This window comes from Rhodopirellula islandica (genome assembly GCF_001027925.1).
GTDB classification, from domain to species: domain Bacteria; phylum Planctomycetota; class Planctomycetia; order Pirellulales; family Pirellulaceae; genus Rhodopirellula; species Rhodopirellula islandica.
The window spans coordinates 26,900-48,364 of the sequence record NZ_LECT01000044.1 but is presented as its reverse complement, the minus strand read 5'-3'; the positions used below and the strand labels follow the sequence as shown (position 1 = coordinate 48,364).

The following is a 21,465-nucleotide window of genomic DNA, read 5'->3' as shown; positions in this document are numbered from 1 at the left end:
AAGCGGAATCGACCACGTTGCGGTCTGCAAACATTTGGCCGCCACGAACGAGATTCTTGGAGCCTCTGATTGGCATCGCATCGTTTGCCAACTGCTCGAACCTTTGTCGAATTCGCTCAACACTCATTGAATATGACCTTTGGTGCAGTCGAAACTGAACGGACTGATGACAGGGAAAATTTACGAGAAACGAATCCGGCCGGCTAAAAGCTGTGCCGCATCAGGTATTCGTAGGCATCGCCCAGAATGTCACCGCCATCGGCGCGGTTCATGGAAAAGTCGAGTGCCCTACTCTCGAAAATTGCGATCAGTTTAGTCAGCCGTTCCGATTTCTCTTTCCCATCGCCCAATTTGCTGGCGTCATCAAAGTCAGGAAAGTCAGATCGGTCGAGTTGATCGTTAGCGGCAACAAGCGGCGCGATGATCTTCTCGTTGATCTGATCGCCGACATCCGTCGCCCCCTTCAGCCGCGTCATGTCGGCAAAGCTGGCCCCATCGGGGATCGTGATCGGTGCCTAGGGCTGGCCGGCGTATTTGTCGGAGATGTATTTCAGGAACAGCAGCACGAGGACGTAGTCTTTGTACTGGCTCGCGTCCATGCCGCCCCGCAGTTCGTCGCAGGACGCCCAGAGCGACGAATAGAGTTCGGATTTCTTCAATGCCATCGTGGCTCGTTCCTTCGAATCGGTTGCTGCAGATCCTGTTTAGCGAGTTTTCGGGTCCTGATCAACGTAGCATTTTACCGATCGAACCTTTGAGCGGGAGGCGGCGGAAAACCGAAGATATCGTCCAATTCGCCTTCGGTTGGCGGGGCATCTCCTGGAAGGAGATTGAGTGTCTTTTGAATTTGGTATCGGCCCGCCCACAACGGCTGTCCAATCCCTTGGTCGATGTGAATGCTCCCCTCGGTAAATTCGACTGTGAAGGTGATCTCAACGGATACGATATCGCCAGCATCGACAACGGCTGGGATCGGCAGCTCGACGCTCAGCTCATTTGGATTGGCAAATGGGATTTTGATAGTCGGAACTTTCATCGATTCCGGTACCGTTGGACGCTCGTCCATAGACCCGACCTTTGGTTCTTCATGGCCGGGATGAAGTTGAGCGCCAAAGATAACCGCCTGTCGTTGCCCGTCGTTTTGGATCGTCGCGATGTACCGGGTAGCAGAAAGCCTTTTGAACCGCAGCAGCGACAGTCGGGGCGTGGTCAGCGAAATTTCGTATTCTTGCATCCTGTGTGCAAACATTTGATTGTCGCGTTGCAGCATTTTGTTTTGTTGCATCGCATCCCAAGCGAGTTTGTTTGCTTCCGCAGCGGTTTGACCAGCCTGATCGGATTGGTAGCAGGCGTAGCTCGCAATTCCGCTTGTGATAAAGAAGCCAATCACTGTGGCGATCCAACCGACACCAGTGGCAGCCCAAGTAGCTATTGTCGTTCCGTTGAGTGTTGGTTCGTTTCGTGGGTTCATTGATGGTTCTCATGATCGCGAAAGCTGAAATTATCTCGCATGGAGTGCTCTGTGGATAGAGTCGCAGTGACGCGTTGCATTTGCGTTTTTTTCGTGTCACGGTTTAATGCCTAAGCAGTGCTTAGGGGACAAGCCTATCTAATTTTTTCTTCCATACTGACGCCCATCCTGGAACGTCATCGGGTGCATCATGCTGATCGCGACACAGAGCAAAAACATCGCTGCGACGCGTCAATATTTTGACCAGGTGCTCACTCAGGGTGACTACTACCTCGGCCAAGAGATCAATGGTCAATGGCACGGCAAAGGAGCCGAGACACTGGGATTAGGTCGTGGCACGGATGTGACCAAAGATCAGTTTTCCGCACTGCTTCAAGGCCAACATCCGAACACCGGCAGATCACTGACACAGCGCAATCGCAAGGACCGTCGTCCGGGGATGGATCTGACATTTTCCGTCCCAAAGTCGGTCTCCCTCGCGTGGGCGATCAACGTAGACGAACGATTGGTGGACGCTTTGCGTGATGCGGTTCGCGAGACAATGACCAAAGACGTCGAACCGTTGATGCAACGCCGTGTCCGGCACGGCGAACATCACAGCAGCGAGCAGAAGTCGACCACCGGTGAATTGATCTACGCTGATTTCCTCCACACAACGTCTCGCCCAGTCGATGGCAAAGCGGATCCGCATTTGCACATCCATGCTTTTGTCATCAATTGGACCCATCAAGACGGCAAGCACTACGCGGGGCAGATGGAGGAGATCGTTCGCCAGCGAGCCAGTCTTCAGGCCAAGTTCGAATCGCGACTTGCTCGGCGGCTGCGTGATCAACTTGGTTACGCCGTGAGCCCTACTCGCTTTGCCCAATCAGGACGCATCAAAGCGGGCTGGGAGATCGATGGATTGGATCGCAAGACGATTGAAAAGTTCAGCAAACGAACCCAGCAGGTCGAGGCAGCCGCTCGAGCCAAAGGCGTCCATGACGCGGCAAAGAAGGCAACGCTCGGCAAACAGACTCGCGAGAAGAAGGAACTTGGCACGTCAGTCGAACGATTACGGGACGAATGGTCATCGCGTTTGAACGATGAGGAACGCAAGGCGTTCGAACGATTGGCAACGCTAAGCGTCCAAGGCAATGGCGGTGAAGAGCATTGCGAGGCGAACGTCTCGGTCGAATACGCTCTCGATCATCACCTGTTCCGTCATTCTACCGTGGAGCGGCATCAGGTCGTTGCAACCGCATTGGAGCATGGGCTGACGTTCACACCTGAAGAGATTGAACGAACACTCGATCGACAACCAATCATTCAGCGAAGCCTCGACCAGGATGGTGCATCCCGGTCGTTCGTCACGACCCAAGAAGTGCTTGATGCTGAAAAACGTTTGATCGATTTCGCACGCGATGGACGCGGAACCAGGCAAGCAATTGGGAAGCAAGAACATCGATTTGATCGCGACTGGCTGAACGAGCAACAAAAAGCGGCCGTCAATCATGTCCTGACGAGCCGCGATACCGTGATGGCTGTCACGGGTGGCGCGGGCACGGGTAAGTCGTCGCTCATGCAGGAGGCTGCCGATGCGATTGCGCAGAACGACAAGAAACTGTTTACGTTCGCACCCAGCACGGGCGCGAAGGAAGTCCTGCAAAGTAAAGGGTTCCAACAAACGCAAACGGTCGAGCATTTGATCCGGAACACCAAGTTGCATCCCGAGGTCCGCGACCAAGTGATTTGGATCGATGAAGCGGGATTGATGGACGTGCGGTCACTCAATGCCGTTTTCGATATCGCCAAAGAGCAGAATGCCCGCGTGGTGCTCTCTGGTGACACACGGCAGCACGCGTCGCCACGCCGAGGGGAAGCGATGCGGCTGCTCGAAAGAGAAGCCGGCTTGAACATTGCCCGCGTGGAAGTCATCCAACGCCAGAAGGGCCAGTATCGCAAAGCCGTGGAATCGATCAGTCGTGGACACGAAATCGACGAGCGTTCCGGCAAGTCCGGACTGCTGGCCGGGTTTGACATGCTCGATGCGATGGGGAAGATCCAAGAGATCGACGCCGACAACAAACATGAAGTCTTGGCAGCAGGATTCCTTTCGGCAATGGACAAGGGCAAGTCAACACTGGTCGTGGCTCCTACGCATGCGGAAGCCGCCGCCGCGACCAGGGAAATTCGACGATCGCTTCGCGAGCGAGGCAAGCTTGCCGAGCAGGAACGCCCCTTCCTTCAGCTGCAATCAATGAACCTGACAGAAGCCCAAAAGCGTGAAGCCGCCACCTACGCGGAGCAAGCCGGGGCGATTGTTCAATTTCACCAGAATGCACGCGGGGGCATCCAACGAGGCGAACGCTACCGCGTCGCGGGGGCAGTCGAAAATGAAGTCGAGTTGATCTCGATAGGCAATGGTGACCGCAAGAAGCTTCCAATCGCGACACCTGATCGATTCGAGGTTTACCGCGAAGACGAGGTTCGACTTGCCGCTGGCGACAAGATCCGTTTTAGCCTGGGTGGAACAACCAAGAACGGACAAACCCGCTTGAGCAATGGGCGACTGGACGAAGTCAAAGGCTTTGACTCGAGCGGAAACCTTGTTTTGAAGGGCGGCCAGGTTGTCTCCAGGGACTACGGGCATTTGGACCTTGGATATGTCATCACGAGCCATGCCAGTCAGGGCAAAGACAGGGACGTGGTAATCTCTGCGATGGGTGCGACTTCCCTGCCCGCGATCAACGCCAAAACGCTGTACGTGACTGCGTCACGCGGTAGCGAAGATGTGGTGATCTACGTCGACGACAAATCCAAGGTCAGACGAGCGATTGAACGCAGCGGCCAACAGATGTCAGCAACAGAACTCGTTGGCCAGCAACCGCAGGGTCCCACCAAGACAAAACGGAGCGAGTCCCCTACTCCACAGACTAATCTCCCGATGCGTCAGCGATCGAGTCACCGGCGTCACTTCGAAGCGTTCCGTAGTCGCGTCCGAACATGGCTGAGATCGAATGCCATGAACCGTCAACGCCCACCGCAGTCCCCAGATCGCCGTGTTCACCAACGCAACGATCGTCGTCTAACGCCACATGTTCGAAGGAGCATCTAGTCATGTCCCAAGCGTCCAGAGCATTTCAAAACAGCCAAGGCGGACCTACCTTGCGATCGGTTCCAGTCTCTACGCAGAACACTGAGACACCACCCTACGCGTCGGCACTTCCCGCAGAGATGCCGCCGATGATGTTCCAGCTGCGACTCAATGACGGTCGTTGGTTGAGCTATTCCTATTCCGATGTTCGCGAGATCGAAAGTCGCGACGCGGGCCAGATCAAGCTCACTGTATTCGCCGCCTCCCGAACGCTGATCACGATCGAAGGTCGCAATCTGCGAGAATTGGCAACACTGTTTGGGATGGCGTCCGTGCGTTGGCTCGAGGAGGCCGACCCTCGCGGGCGACGAAGACCCGAATCCAGTGCAGAGATCATGAAGATCAACGTGGAAACGGCTCAGGCAGCATGAAGGGTCACGTCCCAAATTTGGGACGGCTGCGACTCGTGCATTGGGTTGGTCCGACTGCAGTTGAGGCACAGCGAGAAGCTCGTCCCAAATTTGGGACAAACTCGATTCGAGTGAAGCCAAGCCGCTGATTGTTTGCAGGTTTCGCGTTGCAATGAACGACACGACGATACGATGCGTCGTGTCGCCGTGCCCCGTAATGGGAGAATGGCCTATTGGCCCTCCTCCTCTGCATCGTTGCTTTGCTCTTGTTCACGGTCGCTGGCTTTGAGCTCCGCGATCCGGTCATTCACCTTCGGGATCAGGTAGCCCAGTTTCAGATTGTCAACTTCACTGAAACTACTGGTGTCTTTCCACTGACCTTCGGCCGTTTTGTAGGCTCGGACATAGTTAACCGAGTAGCGATCAGGTTTGCCGTCTTTGCCTGCGTTCTTCCAGATGACGCCTTTGAGTGCTCCGGTTCGAACGGTGCTGGCGGGTTGATTGTTGTTTGTTTGTGTCATGGCTTTTTCCTTTCTTTGTTGGTTGACCATGGTCCGCGTCCCAGCCACGATCGGGATCTCGTCAGCAAGGGGTTTTGGTGCGGGCAGAAGCGAAGCGACAACACGGCCCCTTGCTGACGAGATCGCGAGCGTGGCAGCGTATCCTGATAGTCAATTGACAACGAAAGGGAATGACTTGGCCGGAACGTCCCATCACCGCGTTCAAAACAGATCGAGCTGAGCAGAATTGGTATCGGTCCCCGCGGCGACGATCGATTCTGTTGTCACCGGCTTGTTTTTTGTCGGGGCGACATTGGCAGCGTCCTGGAAAGTTTCACCCAGGATGTGATCGACAGCTTTTTGGGCTGCTCCGGCTGCACCAATGACAAGTTTGCTATCGCCCTTGAGCACGTCGATCCAACTCTGCAGATAGGACGCGGACTGTTCAATGGTGGGCCGACTAATGCCACTGGCGGCACAAAGAAACGCGGCTCCCATCTCGGCAATCAGTTCTTCACGGCTGTAGTCTGGCGATCCGAATGGCGCCAACTCCGTGTCCAAGCCTCGGTTCAGTCGGCTACTGTGGCCGCTTGAGTGGGTCAGTTCATGGAACAAAACGGAATAGTAATTTTCTGGTGACTCGAATTTCTCTGGTTTTGGCATGTGAACGCCATCGGTGCTAGGTCGATAGAAAGCTCGGTTTCCGCCGTCATGTTCGATACTCGGCTTGTCCTGGTATCCGGCAACGATCCGTTCGGCCTCGATGATTGGTTCAAACGGTTCCGCATCAGACAAGTCATGCGGCGCATCAGGGATCTCGATGCCGTCTATTTGTTCGACGTTGAACGCCGTGTAGTGTTTGAGCATGGGGATCTCAATCGGTTCACCGGTTGCTTTGTCTCGGGTGGCGTACATTTTCCAGAACGTGACCAGTGAGCCCTTTTCACCTTTCTTGACCTGGCCATTCTTGGCTTGTGCCTGCCGGTACGTCATCCAGTAATCCGAACTGAATCCGGCTTCAAAGGATCGCATCCCCAGCAAGAGAACATTGATCCCGCGATACCGTTTTCCGCTTTCAAGGTTCTTCGGCCACCCATCTCCGGTGCCGCCACGGATCGGGTTCTTCCACGGGGCAGTCCCTTGTTCCAAATAGCCGATGATGCGATCGGTAACCTCCCGGTAGATGTCTCGTTTCGGCTTGTTGCCGTGTTTTTTCTTTGCCATGCCGCCCTACCTTTCGGCGGCGGTCTCTAAACTGCGTGTCATGGGACTGCCCTTTCTATCAATTGATTGTTGTTTGATGCCGTTTTGGCACGGAATCGATGCGAGCGTCAACGAGAAACCGCCGACGCCCGCAACGCCAGTTGGTTAGTGCTCGCTCGGTAGATAGAGCGTCCAGTGCTTTCCATCGAACCCGGCCCAAATGTCAATCTTGTCGAGCGGAAAGTCGGTAAACTCGATGTCTTGGACAATGAATGGTTTCTCGGGGCTATCCGCCTTCGCTTCCAGTGTGGCGGCGTTGCCTTGGATCCGTCGGAGCGTCCAAAAATGCATCTCGCCGATCCGGTCGTCTTTCGCGACAGCTTCGTTGAATGGTTCACTACCGATCCAGGATGCGATCGCGTCGATCAGCCAGTACGCCTCCCCTTTCTCGGCCACGTATTGCACGCCGGGCGTGTAGATGACGTTTCGATTGAGTGCATATCGGAACCGTTCGAGATCGCCGCTGAAGTTTCGCAGGTCGCCACTCGTTAGCGGATTTTGTTTTCGATCGCCTCGCTCTGCGTTTGTGGTTGAGATGTTGTTGTTCATGGTGTCGTTCCTTTCTGTTGATTGACCATGCAAGCGAACCCCCGCCTGGTTCGCCGGCGTCGGGGCAAGGGTCTTCGCGGAGCGATTTTCCGAAGACAAGCGAAGCGATGCTCTGGCAGGAAAACCCTTGCGGCGATGCGGGCAAGGCGGGAAGCTGCGTGAAAAAGTCAGTCAACCGAAAGGAACCGATCGCCCAACCAACAAAATGGTTGACACGCAGGCCCAGAAAATCGCACTATCCGCATCATAGATCCGGAAGAAACCTTTGCTGCAATGCTTGAAGCGCAATCACATGGCATGAACGATGCGGCCAAAGAGCATGCACACAATCTGCAACAGTGGCTCGAAAAAGGCGGGTTCGCGCCCTCGTTCTCGATCGCTGTTGGAGATCGGTCGGGCGTGATGATCGCTGGAATGCTGGCGAAGGACTTCTGCCGAGCGGCTTGCCGATCCATTCTTTCCGACGCCAAGGCAGACCCCTCGCCCCATCTCGGTTAGCGGCGATCGTGATGGCCTCGTCAAAATCTGCTGACATTGATGAACGATTCAGTCACGTCGAACCACCGCTGGCACCGGCTTTAGGGCGACTGTTCTGACATGTTCGATTCTGAACACCGAGAATTGCTTCAGAAAATCCGCCGCCTTCGCGGTAGCATTGATGAACTGAACGGGCTTTTACGATCGATCTTCACCTCGACAAACGACAACCTTCCCACGCGAAAACGAACATCGAAAAAGAAGAATCGCTCGGCGGGGGCAGTTGAAAAAGAATCTGGCGCGTCTGAGCCCCCTTCCTCTCTTCCGGGACGACATTTCTGAGGCGATCGCATCCGTGCGCAAACGCTTCGTCGCATTCACGGTCAAACGTATCAACGTGTCGTCTTGAAACCGTACAAACACCGAATCGCATAAACGAAAAATCGTAACACCACGTCGCCAGCCCGTCGTTTTTCAGTCGAGACGATTGACCGTGCTTGCGGGCACACGACGATCAGCCGATGCGATTCGCTGTATCGTCGCATCGACGACTAATCGCAAAGACGCTCGATCGCATTCACGGCAAGTCGTAGAACCTTGGCATCGGATCGACTTGGGTTCGCAATCACGATTGATCGCACAAGCAGCGATGAGATGATCAGCCGAGCTGTAGCGTCGTACCATCGCATTTGCGACGATCTAGCAGAATATCATTCCAGTCACTGCCTTTATTGGGTGGGTAGTGCTCGATAATCGGCAGCGACATCGAACCCAACGCTTCGCGTATTCGAGCCGCAATCATCTGCCCGCCCTGATCATGGTCCAGTGCCAGCAAAATCCGAGAATCTGTACGGGGCATTTTGTCGGCCGCTGATCGCAAGCATTCCGCTTGCATTGGGCTGATCTGCCCAGCGGTACTGAAGAAGCGTTTCCCGTGTGCGCCCTCGAGTGTCGCGACGCTGAGCATATCGATCGCCGTCTCGCAAACGATCATCTCGCGGTCATCGGGCCGAGGCCGAGAGCACGCCAGACCTTTGACTCCGCCCGGGCTGAAACCCGTAAACGTGGTTCCCGAGGCGTTTCCATTTTTGAGTTCGTACCCGCACAAACCAGATTGGTTGTAGTGGGGGAATACCGCATTGCCACGTGCATCGATGTGAATGCGTCCCTTGAAGATCGGATCGTGCTGCACATCCACTGAAATCCCTCGAAATTCGGCGAGATAGGGATGCCCCTTTGCTCCGATTGGTTTCGTATTCATCCATCCCGCCAAAACACGGGAGGCGTCGTGTTGGGAAGGCTGCAGCTTGAAAGGAAGAGTGGGGGAGGGGGCATGCATCGCGACTGACCCGTCGAAATTGCGAAGGGTCTTGCGAACATCTCCAAGCGATCCACCATCGAGGGTCTGCACCAAGTCGATGATCGTTCCGGAATCATCACCTTTGAAGTTGTAGTACACGAACGTGCCAGCGGGTGTTTTACCGACGCCGATTTTGTCTCCGTTGGCATGACGCATCACGATGCTGTTCCGACTACTGGCTCGTCGATCGACGACGTAACCCCGCTGACCGGCGTACGCAACAAGATCGATGCGTTTGAAACGGTCGAGTTCATCTGAACGTGATGAGGCCATGGATCGAGAGTATCCCGAACCAGAATTAATCGGCAAGTTATTAAACGAAGCAGTCCACAACTTGATTGGTGGCGACATTTGCGATTGATCGTTGATGCGATCAGTCGCCTCGTCGCAATTCATCACCAAAGTTGCGGTTGTAATTTCATCCTGTCCCATGATGGGTTCCTTTCATTGGTTGCGTTGAAGGACGCACACCAAGAGGCAACGGGACCATGCGGGACGGTCATGAGTAACACGGCTCCGCAACAGCGGAGGAGGGGCGGGCAGTTCATTCACGGTCCGGCGACCGGTGCAAAGGTGGCGGCATGCTCTTCAACCGCAATCCGATACAGCAGTCCGTCGGCTCATTTTCCAATTGCCGACTTCGATTGATGGTCAGGTAATTCGTGGATGACTAGTCCGCGTTTCGCGATGGGGTGGGTGTTTAATATGTGTTAAGTAGGTGTTAGGCCGTTTGAATTGCCCGTCAACCCCTTGGAATCAATCCGAGAAATTTCAGGCTCGGTGGGTGAAATGACGTTCGAAGGCGGGTGAAGTGACGTGGCAAGGTGTGTGAAATGACGTTGTAGCCACTTCGGTGTTTGATGTGACGATGCGCAGCTACAAGTGGGTGAAATGACGTTTCGGGTGGGAGAAGTGACGAAACGATTGACACAGTGTCTGAAATGACGTTTGATGAAGAATGACCGATTCTTCTTCCGCCGCGATCGAACCTCAGGCGCTCTTGCCAGAGCGGCACCCGATTGGGGACTTCTTCATTTGCGATGTCGTTGATGCCGCGCCCAAGGGTGATATGGCCGGGATGGAGCATCCGATCTTTAGCCTGTCCACCAAACCGGATCACAAGTTCCGCCGCTACGATCACAATGGCGATTGGCTGGAAGTCCGTCCCGGCGCCGAAGGCCTTGCCACGGTCTTCGACCGTGACATCTTAATCTTCGCGATCAGCCAACTCGTTGCCGCGATGAACGAGGGCAGGGAGGTTCACTCGGTGCTCCGCTTCCAGGCCATTGAACTATTGACGGCCACCAACCGTGAGACGTCCGGCCGCGGGTACGACCTACTCAAGTCGGCACTCGAACGATTAGTCGGAACCCGGATCACCACGAACATCTTGACGGGCGAAAAGGAGATCACCCGCGGCTTCGGATTGATCGAGCATTACGAGATTGTTCGCGAAGGCCGCGACGGCCGGATGCAAGAGATCGAAATCAAGGTCAGCGACTGGGTGTATCAGGCCGTCAAATCCAAAGAGGTACTCACGCTTCATCGTGATTTCTTCAGGCTCAGACGTCCTTTGGAACGTCGCATCTACGAACTCGCCCGGAAGCATTGCGGCCGCAAGTCCCAGTGGCGGATTGGCCTCGACCTTCTGCGAAAGAAGACCGGATCCAACAGCACACGCAAAGAATTCAAACGCGCGCTCAAAAAAGTGGTCGAGCGTGACCAGGTGGCCAACCACATGCCCGACTACGCGGTCACGCTGGAGGAGGGCGACCGCGACATTGTCGTGTTTACAAACCGTGGAACGATTCCCTCGAGTACCGGGGGGCAGTCGAAAAATGATCCCATTCGCAAGCTGAAAGACGACGTGTACCACGAGGCGAGACTGGCCGCGCCCGGCTGGGACGTGCGCGAGCTCGAAAATCAGTGGCGGGACTGGATCTCACTCTCAGGTGCCGAACCGCCTCGCCACCCAGAGGCGGCTTTTCTGGGCTTCTGCCGAAAGTGGTTTCAGCGGAAGGGCATGCCGTAAAGGAAGAAGTTACACTTACTTGCGAGCTCAAATCCATGGAGCGCAGTGCCGTCAAAGATAACGCGTCGAGCGACGAATACTGGCGCTGAATCGGGAAAACTCGCTTCATTGGGGGCGATGCTGCCCGATTTTGAAATTTGATTCAACCACGGACGCCAGACCATTGATCGCAAAACCAAGTCAGGGATGGTAACCTTTCGCAGTGGAATGTTCCAAGAATAACGTGTTCTCGTTTGTTTCAGGAGTCCCTTTTCAACTGCCCTAGTCAATGTTCGCTCGGTAGACATTGCGTCTGATTTGGATGTCTCACTTAGCTTTTCAGTCTCTTTCCTGAACGAGTTTAAGATGCCATTTTCATCATTTGATTTCAATCGTCGCGTTGCTCTCAAAACCGGAGTTGCTGCTTTCTTTGACCCGTCGCAGACGGGACATTTATGGGCAATCGAACCTTTTGGTGGCATCGACCGCGGTTTCTTATACACCCGATATTCCCGGCGTTGTCGCAAAGATTTCATAAGCACTGATGACTTGACGAAGGGTGGGGAATTCGATTTTTCAGGAGTCCATAAGCACGTCTGGTTCGGTCAAGCAGCAGATTTCCGTGGAACGGACACTGTCGCGAATTCGGTCGCCGATCAATGCATGCAAATCATTTTCGAGGGGAAGTCGCCCCGGAGAATTCGAGAGTACTTAGTGCAAGCATGTCGCTCTTACTTCGCTTCCGCATCACTAAAACGAGAATCGCTCGCCATCGTCATGGTCAATGTCGGACATCTTCGCTACGCCCGTTCTTTCGCAAAGTACGGTCTCAAATACACGAAGGCTTTAGACTATGTGGACGTCGTCACCAACCCACGGCAACTGCACGTAGCACAGTTGCCGGTGCCCACTCTGACCAACCCTCTTACCAGCTTGGATCGCCCCTTTCCGTGGCAGTTCGCAAATTGCCATGACGATCCAGACGCGAGGCTCTGGACTCGCGAAATTTCGAAATATTTTACACAGCATGGTGTGGATGACTACTTCCCTGAATCCATGTTCCAGGTTGGCCCCGGGCGAGCAACTTTCCAGGAATATGAAAGTGTTCAAGACAATCACGAGGGTTACTTCGAAAACACTCGCCCCCTACGGGAACAGACTGATGGTCTCGGCTTTACCGATACAATCGGCATTAACCTCATCCGCATCAGCCACGAGGACAGGATTCCAGTCGTTCATCATCTTATTTTCAACCTGAACGGTGGCATACTTCGGGGAAAGCAAATAAGAGGCGTTGAAAACCGTCCGGACCAGATCCTTAATTATGAGTACAGCGAGACTACGCTCCACCGCTTCATGATGATTTACGAAGACATGTTTGAGTTGATCCGTTCTACTATCAGTCATCGTGCCATTTAATGCCTGACGATTGTGAGAACGAGGAGGCGGCTGTACGAATCAATCCGGCCCAGGATCAACGGTCAATTGAAACCAACGATCAAGGCACCACGTCGCTGCCTCCGGTCGAAGTCGCTATTGAGTTGAGTGTCGCACCGCTTCACGGTCGCTTCTTCGTCAAGCAGCCAGTCGATGCCCCACTAGGCGATAACGCCGTTGGCTTCCAAAAAAAGCTTGAGTCTGTGGGACATGAACTCGTTCAGAAGTGCGCTTGTGAAACGACGTATTTGTTAGTCGCGTCTAGACTGCGCGGTTTCTCGGCGAACGCTCTTTCGTTTGCATTTTCAAAAGATGTGCTTTTTCTAGATTCCGGAAGGCCCCGTGCTTTCCGAAATTTGTCTCTGGTTACGCGCAAGGCAGTCTCCGAAGCCATTGCACTGTTCGCGGTCAAGAATGCACGCTCGATTGAGAACGGTGATTCGACGCTTTTGTCAGTACCGCCTTACGGCTCTGTCGCTGTTCAACTATCTACCGATTCACTTTTGAACGCTCAGTCACAAACAGTCGATTGGGCTAAACAGGACGAATTGCACTGGACCGACGATGATGATCCGCTTGAAAAATCAGCGTGCAAATCTCTCTTTCAAGACCTAGCTTGGTACCCAGAACGTGCGCCGGCACAACACTGGAAAGCGTTTGACGATTTCGTCCGAGCTTATCGCTCCGATCCGAAATTTGACGAACCCGAGCGACATGATATAGGGTCGGCAGGCGATGCAGAACAACCGGATGAGCCGGAGGGGGGAGAGAAGCGGCATCGTAGACAGGATGCCAAGGTGCCAAAGGATGGAGTACCCAAAAAAGACCGTAAGCGGTCAAAGCCCCGACAGTCTAAGTCGCAAAAGTCGAAGGTGGAAGGAGCTGTTCCGGTCATCGACACCGCCCCGATGGATTGGCCCGCGGTCAAGCACGCGATCGCGACTCTACCAGCAGAGCACATTGATGAAGCCGAAGCGATTCTCGCCAAAAGAAAAGCGGACGCTGAAAGCGATGCCAAACTAAGTGTCGTGTTCGACATGGCCAGGCGATTATTCCCCGATCTGGCGAAGCAGGAAACCATTACGGATCAGGACCTGACCGATCAGTTTGCAGCGGCTTCACTGTGCAGCCCAGCAGATTTCACGGGCAAAGCGAAAAAGCAGCGCTACGTCGATTTGGTTCGGGCTTACCGTGATGCCGATCGCAAAGTCGAGCTTGACGGCACCGAGGTAAGGTTGGGACTGAAAACACCTTACAAGGCGAAGGACATAGCATTCGCGACAATGCTACCGCTTGGCAAGCCAAAAGAAGTGCAAACCTTCTGGTCGCCACCCCCAATTAAATTTGTTGGTGATTCGCGTTGACATGAATAACCAATCCGCTAGAGTGTATCTGTCGATCGGATTGATCGATCTCAAAGCCGCTGCGATCACGGCAACACTTTGAGAGACGGCAAGAGGCCCCAACTCGAACACATACAGCCACCAGGGGAGGCTGACCATGTTGCGGTGGGGATCATGTGGAGACGAAATCCGTCAGAGCGAAGACCATGTCATCAACGGGCAACTGCTCGAACACCAAGCTCATAGCGATTGGGAGTTCGCTGCCGTAAGCCAGGAGCTACAGCTTTGGTTGCCTCGCATCGTGGACCGCTTCAACTTGAAGATCGGTGATCCGGCACTTTGCTTTCTAAAGCTGCGTGGGGCGTGTGGTCATTACCGTTTGAGCCGCAATGGTTTTGGTTTAAACCATGAAATCGCGATCGACATCAATCACCTCAATCGCGGCTTGCAATCGCCCGAGGGGTGGATCGAGGTATTGCGTACCCTTGCACACGAATGCATCCATCACTGGGAACACGTTCAGTGCGGCCGCAATAAAGGCGGACGCTATCACACGGTCGTTTTTCGCAAGAAAGCTGAGCAAATGGGCTTGCTTGTCGATGAGCGTGGCTACTCCTTGGGGATCATCCCAGACAGCCCGTTCGTTGCTCTACTAGAGGAATACGGCGTATCAGTGCCTCAGCTCGCACCGATACTAAACACACCGGCGAAGACGGCACCGACGAAGCTCAAGCTTTGGGAGTGCAAATGTGCTTTGCCGTTTAAACTGCGAATCGCACGCTCGAACCCTCGCGTCCGCTGCGAGTACTGCGGCAGGCTCTTTGAAGAACGAGGTGCGTGATGACATACGTCACTAGCTGTCGCGACTGCGATCGGCCGCCACCGATCAGCATCACTCGGAATGGCACGGGCTAGACCCGCCAGCCTCATTCCTATTGCCCTGTTCCTATTTCAAATCGGTACTTGAACCGACTCGCTAGCGATATGCCCTTGCTGAAAGTCACATAACGATCATGAACAATAAACAGAACCACAGCATCGCATGGAATGCGTTGCTAATCAGCGTCATCACTACGATCGCCGGTTGTCCAGATCCACAAGCCGCGAGAAAGCAACAAGAAGCCGAAGCCCGGCATCGACGTGAGTTGCAAATGACGCAGCAAACGGCCTCGGCGACCGCGACCACGCAAACACTTCTCTCTCAGCAGTCCGTCGTTCAAGCGGCGCGGCAAGAAGGCTTCCAAGCCGGCGAGGCGAGCGGACGTAACGCCGCGATGGAGGATGTTAATGAGCAAAAAGAGATTGCCCGCAAGCTGGGGCACCAAACCGGGATGATCGAAGGTGAACTGAAAGGACATCAGGCAGGCTTCAAACAGGGCGAAGCAACCGGCTACGCCAAGGCCGCCGCCGACGAGTTTCGAAAAGGGCAGGAGCAGGGGGCTATCTATGGGGAAATAAAAGGTCGCAGCGAAGCAGAGAAAGAGGCGGCTCAGAAGATCGAGCTGGCCGAGGAGATGGGCGAAGCGAGAGGCCTGAAGATCGGAAAGGTTGAAGGTTTCGAGGCGGGAAAGGAACAACAACGCCGGGAAAGCTTTTGGAAGATTGCTTCGGTGGTCGTTTGCGTGTCGTGTTCTTTCGTTGCGGTTCTGTTCTTCGTTCTCGTTCATCGCGAACCTGGATCGGCACTTGTGATCCAAAGACAAAACACTCTCCTCCGCCTGCAGGAGCAAGAGCGTGAGGAACGTTTGCTAGCGTTACTCGAACGTGCGGTCATCCCCCGCATATCTCAAGTCGACAAACAAACTGACGCTCCGATCGAGACGGTGGAGGTGGCAAAATGAGCGCTCCGCGTACACCCCCTCATCAAGATCCAGGACGGTTGCTCGACGTTAATACGACAAGCGGCGCGAGCAAGTGGATTCTTGTCGCTGCCTTATACGCCGTCTTCGGCATCGTTGGAATATTGACTGGATATACCAGTACCGCGATGAATGCTTACTTGATCTTCGTGGCGGTCGGCGGCGTCCTGAAAGTTTGGACGTGGTTGTCGAGGCTTCGTCATCACATTGGACGATCTGAGCAAGTGCTTTGGCTCTGCGCGAAGATGAATGTGCACGAAATTGTCGCTCACGACGAAATTGATAATCCCATCGCACTGCAAGCCATCAAGACGCTCGCATTGAAGTCAATCCGCGGACGCGAGACGGGCCATCAAAGCATTCTAAACAGCTTGGAGGGGTCACTTACACGTGAACTTCATCCGCTGACCTTGATTGCAAGCACGTTGCCATCGATGGGTCTCGTTGGAACCTGCATCGGCATGATCGGAATGCTCAACGCGATTGGGATTGGTGCGGCGGATGTCACCGATGTTCAGGCGGTAGGGACGGCGATCGGCGAATCCCTGCCGTCCATGGCTGTCGCCATTTCGACAACGTTGACCGCCGCATTCTTTGGTTCCGTGTTGTTGTTCGGTTTGATCAGCGTTGCGCAGGCAAGGGTCGATCAGTTCATTGATGAGCTCGATGCTCAGCTCGACATGTTCCCACTACGGAATGAAGGAGAGAACGATGCGTAGTAGAGAAAAACGTAAACGCATGCAGAATGACGCAACGGGGTTTGGCGACCTCATGATGAATTGCGTGCTCATCTTTTTGTTGCTCCTGTTCATCTTTATGGTGAATCAGGGTGTGCGAGCGATGGCGACCAAGGTCGATCAAGAGCTTTTGCAAAACCTGATGGTTATGCAACAAGCGAGCCTCGATGACGCAGCCAGTCGAGCTGCCCAGATGTCGAGTCAACGAGATGGCGAACGCGAACGCACGGCAGCGGAATTGTTGGCCATGTTGGAGTCACTGCAAGCGGCCGAGGATGCTCAACAGCAGACGAATGACGCTCTGGCAAACAGCGAGAGCCAACTTCGCGATAAGGACAAAGAAATCAATGAGCTCCAGAGCATCATTTCCAAGGCTAGAGCGGCGAAATCTTTGCGTATTGACATCTGCTTGGATTGCACCGGTTCAATGAGTGAAGCAATTTTGAGTTTGCAGTCCACGATTGCTTCGTTGATGCGAACGCTGCCTCACGTCCTCAGTGAAGTGTCGATCGGCATTGTGGCATACCGCGATCTCAAACTAGTCGAATTGCCAATCGAACCAGTTCTTCCGGACAAAGACGATAACGGCGTCTCGATCAAACGCGTGCAAAATCTAGTTGATCGCCTCGATGCAGCTGGGGGAACGGCGAACATTGAGGCAGCAGTCCGATCGTCCATGACGAGGATGCGGGCATTCCCAGACGCGCCACGAGAATGTCTTGTCGTCATCGGGGATGTCTCAACCCACGAAGTGTCCGGCAAAGATCAAGTCGTCGAGGACACGCTGCTCGACGATGTTCGGACGTGGGCGCGAGAGTCCGGAAAGCACCGACGGGTCGTGGCGCTCTATACCGGATCTGCTGGCACCGCCGACGAGAGTTTCTTTCAACAACTCGGTCAATCCAACGAGCATTCTACTTTCTCGACTCAGGATTCCCAGCTCTTCGAGTTGATTCTCAAAGCAGCCTTCGCCGGGGGAGACGATCAACCATGATCACTCGCGACGATGAATTGTACTCGGTGAATTTTTCGACCCGCGGACGTCCCGCCGGGCAGGCTCCTTCTGCTCGTCCTCACGATCAAGCACGCGCGCCGACGACATCGGCATGTGACGAAACGCCTGAGACCAACGACCAACCGAACATTCGAGTTGAAAACGTGTTTTGGACCATTGTCTTTGTTGGACTTAGCGCCGGTTTGTTCGGGTGCTTCTGCACTTTCTAGTTATTGAATTGGGATCGAATGATGAAAGACCTTTGTAAACAACTTTGCGCACGGATCGACGCGGAGATGCTTTCGAGTCGTTTGATTGACTCGCTCTGTCGCGTCGGCGACGACGAACTGAGGGAGTGCCTGGCTCGGGCTACGCCGCACCAACAACAAATAATCGCGGTTCGGGCGGTTGACTGCATCCGTCACTTGAAAGCGCAATCCATGTTGATAATCGGCATGATGATTCACGTTTTCATATTGGCGACGCCAGACATGGCACGCGGCGACCAGATCGAAGAGATGTATGAAGAAACGGGTGTGAGTCGTAGCCAGCAATACCGCTGCCGAAATGCTTTCCTCAGGTTTGGTCGAACGCTGCTCACCAATCCTAGGCTCGCCGCACTTTTCGTCGCCGAAGCCATCAAACTACTCAGCGAACCGAAGGTTCCTGAAGCAGCGAGCTATGAAGCGATCAAGCGTGCTCACAATGGTGAGATCATCACGATCAAAGTCGCCGAATCCATTATCAAGGCTCACTCGCCTTCTACCAAGTTCAATCCTGAAAGGATCGAAGCGTCGGGCCGGTCTGACGTCTCAGACGTTAGCGTAGGAACGGCGAATGATGTTAAGTCAGGACCAGCCGCTCCAACTCGTACCTGTTCAGGCCGCGGCCAGATCGACGCCGAGGCGATGAAGGGCATTGCTAAGCGACATGCCCAGCTCGAACGGCAAAAGATGCTCAAGGCGGATGGCATGGGCAAGTGCGTTCACCATGACAACGCCGTGCAAGTGTTTATTCGCTCGGTCAAGCAGGAAGGGGATCCAACCCCTGAAGAGATCCTTTACGGACTGCAGCAGGCCTACGAAAGACTGCGAATGAAGCACCCCGTGCTCGCCATCGTGGCGGGCGGCCTCGAAACCTCCCACCTAGGAGCGTAGACCCTTGTTAGATCGAAATTTTGTCAGCGATGACATTGACACGTTCGATGATGCCCTGCCGCGTGACGATGGGAACGAAGATGTGATCGCCATGCCCAAGCCGATCAAAAAGAAAAAGCCAGCCGGCGAAGTTGTCAAATTCTATTTGGTCAATGCCATCGTCATCCCGTCGTTTGGCACGCTGGGAATTTCCATCGCGGCGCAGGGCATTCGGGAACTACTGCCCATCATGCGAACGCGACTGCACCGGGCAGTTCCTGGCGCCGAATTTTTACGGGACTATCAAAGCATCGAGAATCTGGATTTGAGCCATGTCGCCAGTTGCCTTTTGTTTCTCGCCGTGACCGTCATTTGGATACGTGTCATTAGCGAATTCAAAGGTGTTGGGCCGGTGATGGGCTATCGCAAGACGCGTCCGTTCGCCTTTGGTTTTTATGCCATTGTCGCGAGCACGATTTTGATCGCCGACGCCTTCGTGTTCTTTATCGCCCTAGCGGCCCGCAACAATGGCTGGAGCGATGCACCGGCCTACGTTCCAGTTGTCTGCACCTGCATGTACGCCGCCGGCATCGCAGCATTTGCTGCGTTCCATCAGTCCTATTACCACCCCGATCACGTTTAATTCAAAGGAGATCCCGATGCGATCGACCCACCCGATGTCAATGTTCATCATCTTACCAGCCATCTTCGCGAGCTTGTTGGGCGCGAGCGGCTGCGTCAAGAAAACCGAATCGGCTTCTCGTCCAATGTTCGCACCGAAACCGTTGGAAGCCTGTTTGGTCATTTCCATCGATTTGAGCGGAAGCTTTTCCCAAGACTTCGGCGAGCGAGCCTATCCGATGGTACTCGGTTTGATCGAGTCGTTCGGCGAGCAAACCATCGGAGGTGACTGCAAGATTGTTTTGTCGCAAATGAGCGGTCACGCTCAAGTGGTCCTTTTCGAGGGAAGTCCAGAAGAACTGCGGCACCGTTTCAAATCACCCGAAGCGATGGCGGCGTTTCTAAAAGATAGTTCGGTGCCCAATCAGTCCCCGGTCTACATCGCCACGCGCAAGACCATCGACTACGTCAACACGATGCCGGACGTGACTGAGAAAACGCGGACGCTCACCGTGTTGCTGAGTGATTTGGTCGAATCCGAAACGGATCAACCGACAAAATCCAAAGAGGGGTATCGGATGCTCGAGTCCTTAACCCGTTACCGCGAACACGGCGGCAACCTGGCGCTGTACTACGTCGCACAGGACGAAGTCTGGCGATGGAAGGAAATCATCGAACGCGCCGGGTTCGAGCCCGGTCAATTCGTCATCAACAATGACCTGACCTCGAGGCCAGAGCTTCCTGAGTTTTATTAGGACGCGGTTTACTTGGCCGTGTCGGTACTCGTCCTCGTCGGCCGAGGGAACGTCTCGGTCGATCGACAACGTGCCGATTTTCTCCGTGACATACTCAATTCACTCAAGGCACTCTGATGATGAGACGAATGGTTGATCCAGGACTGCCAACCTCGCCGGCGCTCTACTTTGACGCTGAACGAGGAGAGGCTTACGTGTCGACCCGAGTGGTGGATTGGCGAGCAGTTGAACGCGGCTATCAATTGACACGATTGGTCCTTCCTCTGATGCACCTTGGCGTCTTGTTTTGGGTTTGGAACGCCTTGCCATCGGCCAGAGGATTGACCGGAGAAGATGTCATTGTGTGGGGCGCAATTGGTCTTTTCGGATACATGATTGTCTCGCTCGTGACCTCACCGCTAATCTGGTATTTCATGCCGCGTTGCTTTTCGGGACTCTTCTTTTCAAAACGGCTGACGTTCCTCTTTACCAGCAATGCCATTGGCTTTCGCTCTTGGTTTTACTCCAACGGTGTCCGAATCACACGTCGTTTTCGCGGTCGACCGACTCAGATCAAGATCGCCATCCGGTCTGATCTCGAAGCCGAAAGTTACTCCGAATATGTCTCGACGACGCGGCCCGGTGGGCAGCCTCGCATCTGGCCGAAGTGTCATTTCCGTCATGCCCGAAAGCTGGAATTTGTAATCGTCGGCGGATCGGGCAATACGCCGCAACTGCATCCTTCTGGCCCCCACCGCCTAAGAACACTACCGGTCGCGACACTCCCGCTCACACAAGGTGAGTCTTTGACGGTGGTCCTAAACGCGGCGATCTCACTCACACAGCCGGAAACAGATGCCGGCCGACACTTCCTAGGAAACATCGCGATGGACCTCGATCTTTCTCAGATGAGCAGGAGATGAGCATGCTTCTCACGGTCAAAGAAGTTTCTCAACGACTGAAGATCAGCGCCAGCTTGGCCTATTCCTTGATCGCGAAGGGGGACCTTCCATCCTACCAAATCGGATCTTGCCGGCGGGTTAGCGAAGAAGATCTCGATCGGTTCTTGGATGAACGCCGCCATGAACCCACGCAGTTACCCAGCCGCCAACACCGTCACTTTTAGCTTTCCTACAGCCGGAGAAACTTGATGAGCCATCGCAAACGCTGCAAGATCCCACGGATTGCACGCATCTTCGCAAGAAGGGCCCAACGGCCACGTGTCAATTTGAAAGAAGCGTTCAAACGATCGCATCATGTGCCGAAGATCCACGCCAGCTTTGCGACGGTCGTGCGTGATCGCTTGAAGCAAACGCTATCCGAACGGCACTTGACGCTCACACCGTCCGGGTCCCGAGCCGTACGCGGTGCAGCGCGACGCAGCGTCGCTAAACGGAACGTTGATATCCGCAAACTTCCCAACACTCGGCCCGCACGGGAGCGGCCAATACGCAAGCAATTTGAACGCACCGCCGGAAGGAGAAACA

22 protein-coding genes are annotated in these 21,465 nt (G+C 54.4%); 16 read left to right on the top strand and 6 right to left on the bottom strand.

Going from position 1 to position 21,465, the window contains the following annotated elements:
- Positions 1-203: 203 nt before the first annotated feature.
- Together RISK_RS33185 and RISK_RS33180 are read right to left on the bottom strand one after the other, a co-directional pair.
- On the bottom strand, positions 204-476 hold the full coding sequence (locus tag RISK_RS33185; protein WP_047816371.1) for a hypothetical protein: 273 nt from the start codon (positions 474-476) through the stop codon (positions 204-206).
- 39 nt (positions 477-515) lie between these two features.
- Positions 516-665, bottom strand: coding sequence for a type I restriction-modification system subunit M N-terminal domain-containing protein (locus tag RISK_RS33180; RefSeq protein WP_236696542.1), 150 nt, complete (start codon positions 663-665; stop codon positions 516-518).
- A gap of 23 nt (positions 666-688) precedes the next feature.
- On the opposite strand from RISK_RS33180, the gene RISK_RS33175 reads away from it, so the two are divergent.
- The 3 genes from RISK_RS33175 to RISK_RS21350 all read left to right on the top strand — a co-directional run bounded on the left by RISK_RS33175 (position 689) and on the right by RISK_RS21350 (position 4,978).
- Positions 689-1,474 carry a hypothetical protein gene (locus tag RISK_RS33175; protein WP_150122662.1) on the top strand — a complete coding sequence of 262 codons (786 nt, stop codon included), beginning with the start codon at positions 689-691 and terminating at the stop codon, positions 1,472-1,474.
- Positions 1,475-1,661: 187 nt separating this feature from the next.
- The gene (gene mobF, locus RISK_RS21355; protein ID WP_047816369.1) at positions 1,662-4,568 is read left to right on the top strand and encodes a MobF family relaxase; all 2,907 of its coding nucleotides are present in this window, start codon (positions 1,662-1,664) and stop codon (positions 4,566-4,568) included.
- Positions 4,569-4,570: 2 nt separating this feature from the next.
- Positions 4,571-4,978, top strand: a complete 408-nt coding sequence (locus RISK_RS21350; protein ID WP_047816368.1) for a hypothetical protein — start codon at positions 4,571-4,573, stop codon at positions 4,976-4,978.
- Positions 4,979-5,187: 209 nt separating this feature from the next.
- On the opposite strand, the gene RISK_RS21345 is transcribed toward RISK_RS21350, so the two are convergent.
- From RISK_RS21345 to RISK_RS21335, 3 genes are all read right to left on the bottom strand, one after another.
- Positions 5,188-5,478 carry a hypothetical protein gene (locus RISK_RS21345; protein ID WP_236696541.1) on the bottom strand — a complete coding sequence of 97 codons (291 nt, stop codon included), beginning with the start codon at positions 5,476-5,478 and terminating at the stop codon, positions 5,188-5,190.
- Between the two features lie 201 nt (positions 5,479-5,679).
- Positions 5,680-6,681 (bottom strand): ArdC family protein, encoded by a 1,002-nt coding sequence (locus RISK_RS21340; protein WP_047816366.1) that lies wholly within the window; start codon positions 6,679-6,681, stop codon positions 5,680-5,682.
- A gap of 144 nt (positions 6,682-6,825) precedes the next feature.
- Positions 6,826-7,269 (bottom strand): DUF6876 family protein, encoded by a 444-nt coding sequence (locus RISK_RS21335; protein WP_047816674.1) that lies wholly within the window; start codon positions 7,267-7,269, stop codon positions 6,826-6,828.
- A gap of 273 nt (positions 7,270-7,542) precedes the next feature.
- On the opposite strand from RISK_RS21335, the gene RISK_RS21330 reads away from it, so the two are divergent.
- A complete protein-coding gene (locus RISK_RS21330) occupies positions 7,543-7,767 on the top strand; it encodes a hypothetical protein (protein WP_047816365.1) in 225 nt (74 codons plus the stop codon).
- A 637-nt stretch (positions 7,768-8,404) separates the two neighbouring features.
- On the opposite strand, the gene RISK_RS21320 is transcribed toward RISK_RS21330, so the two are convergent.
- The gene (locus tag RISK_RS21320) at positions 8,405-9,379 is read right to left on the bottom strand and encodes a DUF3991 and TOPRIM domain-containing protein (RefSeq protein ID WP_047816673.1); all 975 of its coding nucleotides are present in this window, start codon (positions 9,377-9,379) and stop codon (positions 8,405-8,407) included.
- A 685-nt stretch (positions 9,380-10,064) separates the two neighbouring features.
- Here RISK_RS21320 and RISK_RS21315 point away from each other — a divergent pair.
- The 12 genes from RISK_RS21315 to RISK_RS21255 all read left to right on the top strand — a co-directional run bounded on the left by RISK_RS21315 (position 10,065) and on the right by RISK_RS21255 (position 21,104).
- A complete protein-coding gene (locus RISK_RS21315) occupies positions 10,065-11,138 on the top strand; it encodes a replication initiator protein A (protein ID WP_047816363.1) in 1,074 nt (357 codons plus the stop codon).
- A gap of 345 nt (positions 11,139-11,483) precedes the next feature.
- On the top strand, positions 11,484-12,536 hold the full coding sequence (locus RISK_RS21310) for a hypothetical protein (protein ID WP_047816362.1): 1,053 nt from the start codon (positions 11,484-11,486) through the stop codon (positions 12,534-12,536).
- On the top strand, positions 12,536-13,918 hold the full coding sequence (locus RISK_RS21305; protein ID WP_047816361.1) for a hypothetical protein: 1,383 nt from the start codon (positions 12,536-12,538) through the stop codon (positions 13,916-13,918). The genes RISK_RS21310 and RISK_RS21305 overlap by 1 nt, the downstream gene beginning before the upstream one ends.
- 280 nt (positions 13,919-14,198) lie before the next feature.
- Positions 14,199-14,738 (top strand): SprT family zinc-dependent metalloprotease, encoded by a 540-nt coding sequence (locus tag RISK_RS21300; RefSeq protein ID WP_160311479.1) that lies wholly within the window; start codon positions 14,199-14,201, stop codon positions 14,736-14,738.
- Positions 14,739-14,910: 172 nt separating this feature from the next.
- The gene (locus tag RISK_RS21295; protein WP_047816359.1) at positions 14,911-15,738 is read left to right on the top strand and encodes a FliH/SctL family protein; all 828 of its coding nucleotides are present in this window, start codon (positions 14,911-14,913) and stop codon (positions 15,736-15,738) included.
- Positions 15,739-15,884: 146 nt separating this feature from the next.
- Entirely contained in the window at positions 15,885-16,475 is a 591-nt protein-coding gene (locus RISK_RS21290) for a MotA/TolQ/ExbB proton channel family protein (protein WP_047816358.1), read from the top strand.
- Positions 16,468-17,487: a VWA domain-containing protein gene (locus RISK_RS21285; RefSeq protein ID WP_150122661.1), complete on the top strand. Its 1,020-nt coding sequence runs from the start codon at positions 16,468-16,470 to the stop codon at positions 17,485-17,487. The genes RISK_RS21290 and RISK_RS21285 overlap by 8 nt, the downstream gene beginning before the upstream one ends.
- Positions 17,488-17,735: 248 nt before the next feature.
- Entirely contained in the window at positions 17,736-18,644 is a 909-nt protein-coding gene (locus RISK_RS21275) for a hypothetical protein (RefSeq protein ID WP_047816355.1), read from the top strand.
- 82 nt (positions 18,645-18,726) lie between these two features.
- Complete coding sequence (locus tag RISK_RS21270) at positions 18,727-19,266, top strand: hypothetical protein (RefSeq protein WP_150122660.1); 540 nt, start codon at positions 18,727-18,729, stop codon at positions 19,264-19,266.
- Positions 19,267-19,300: 34 nt separating this feature from the next.
- Complete coding sequence (locus RISK_RS21265) at positions 19,301-19,999, top strand: hypothetical protein (protein ID WP_236696540.1); 699 nt, start codon at positions 19,301-19,303, stop codon at positions 19,997-19,999.
- 128 nt (positions 20,000-20,127) lie between these two features.
- The gene (locus RISK_RS21260) at positions 20,128-20,901 is read left to right on the top strand and encodes a hypothetical protein (RefSeq protein WP_047816352.1); all 774 of its coding nucleotides are present in this window, start codon (positions 20,128-20,130) and stop codon (positions 20,899-20,901) included.
- Positions 20,898-21,104, top strand: a complete 207-nt coding sequence (locus tag RISK_RS21255) for a helix-turn-helix domain-containing protein (RefSeq protein ID WP_083435100.1) — start codon at positions 20,898-20,900, stop codon at positions 21,102-21,104. Before RISK_RS21260 ends, RISK_RS21255 begins: the two co-directional genes overlap by 4 nt.
- Positions 21,105-21,465: the final 361 nt, after the last annotated feature.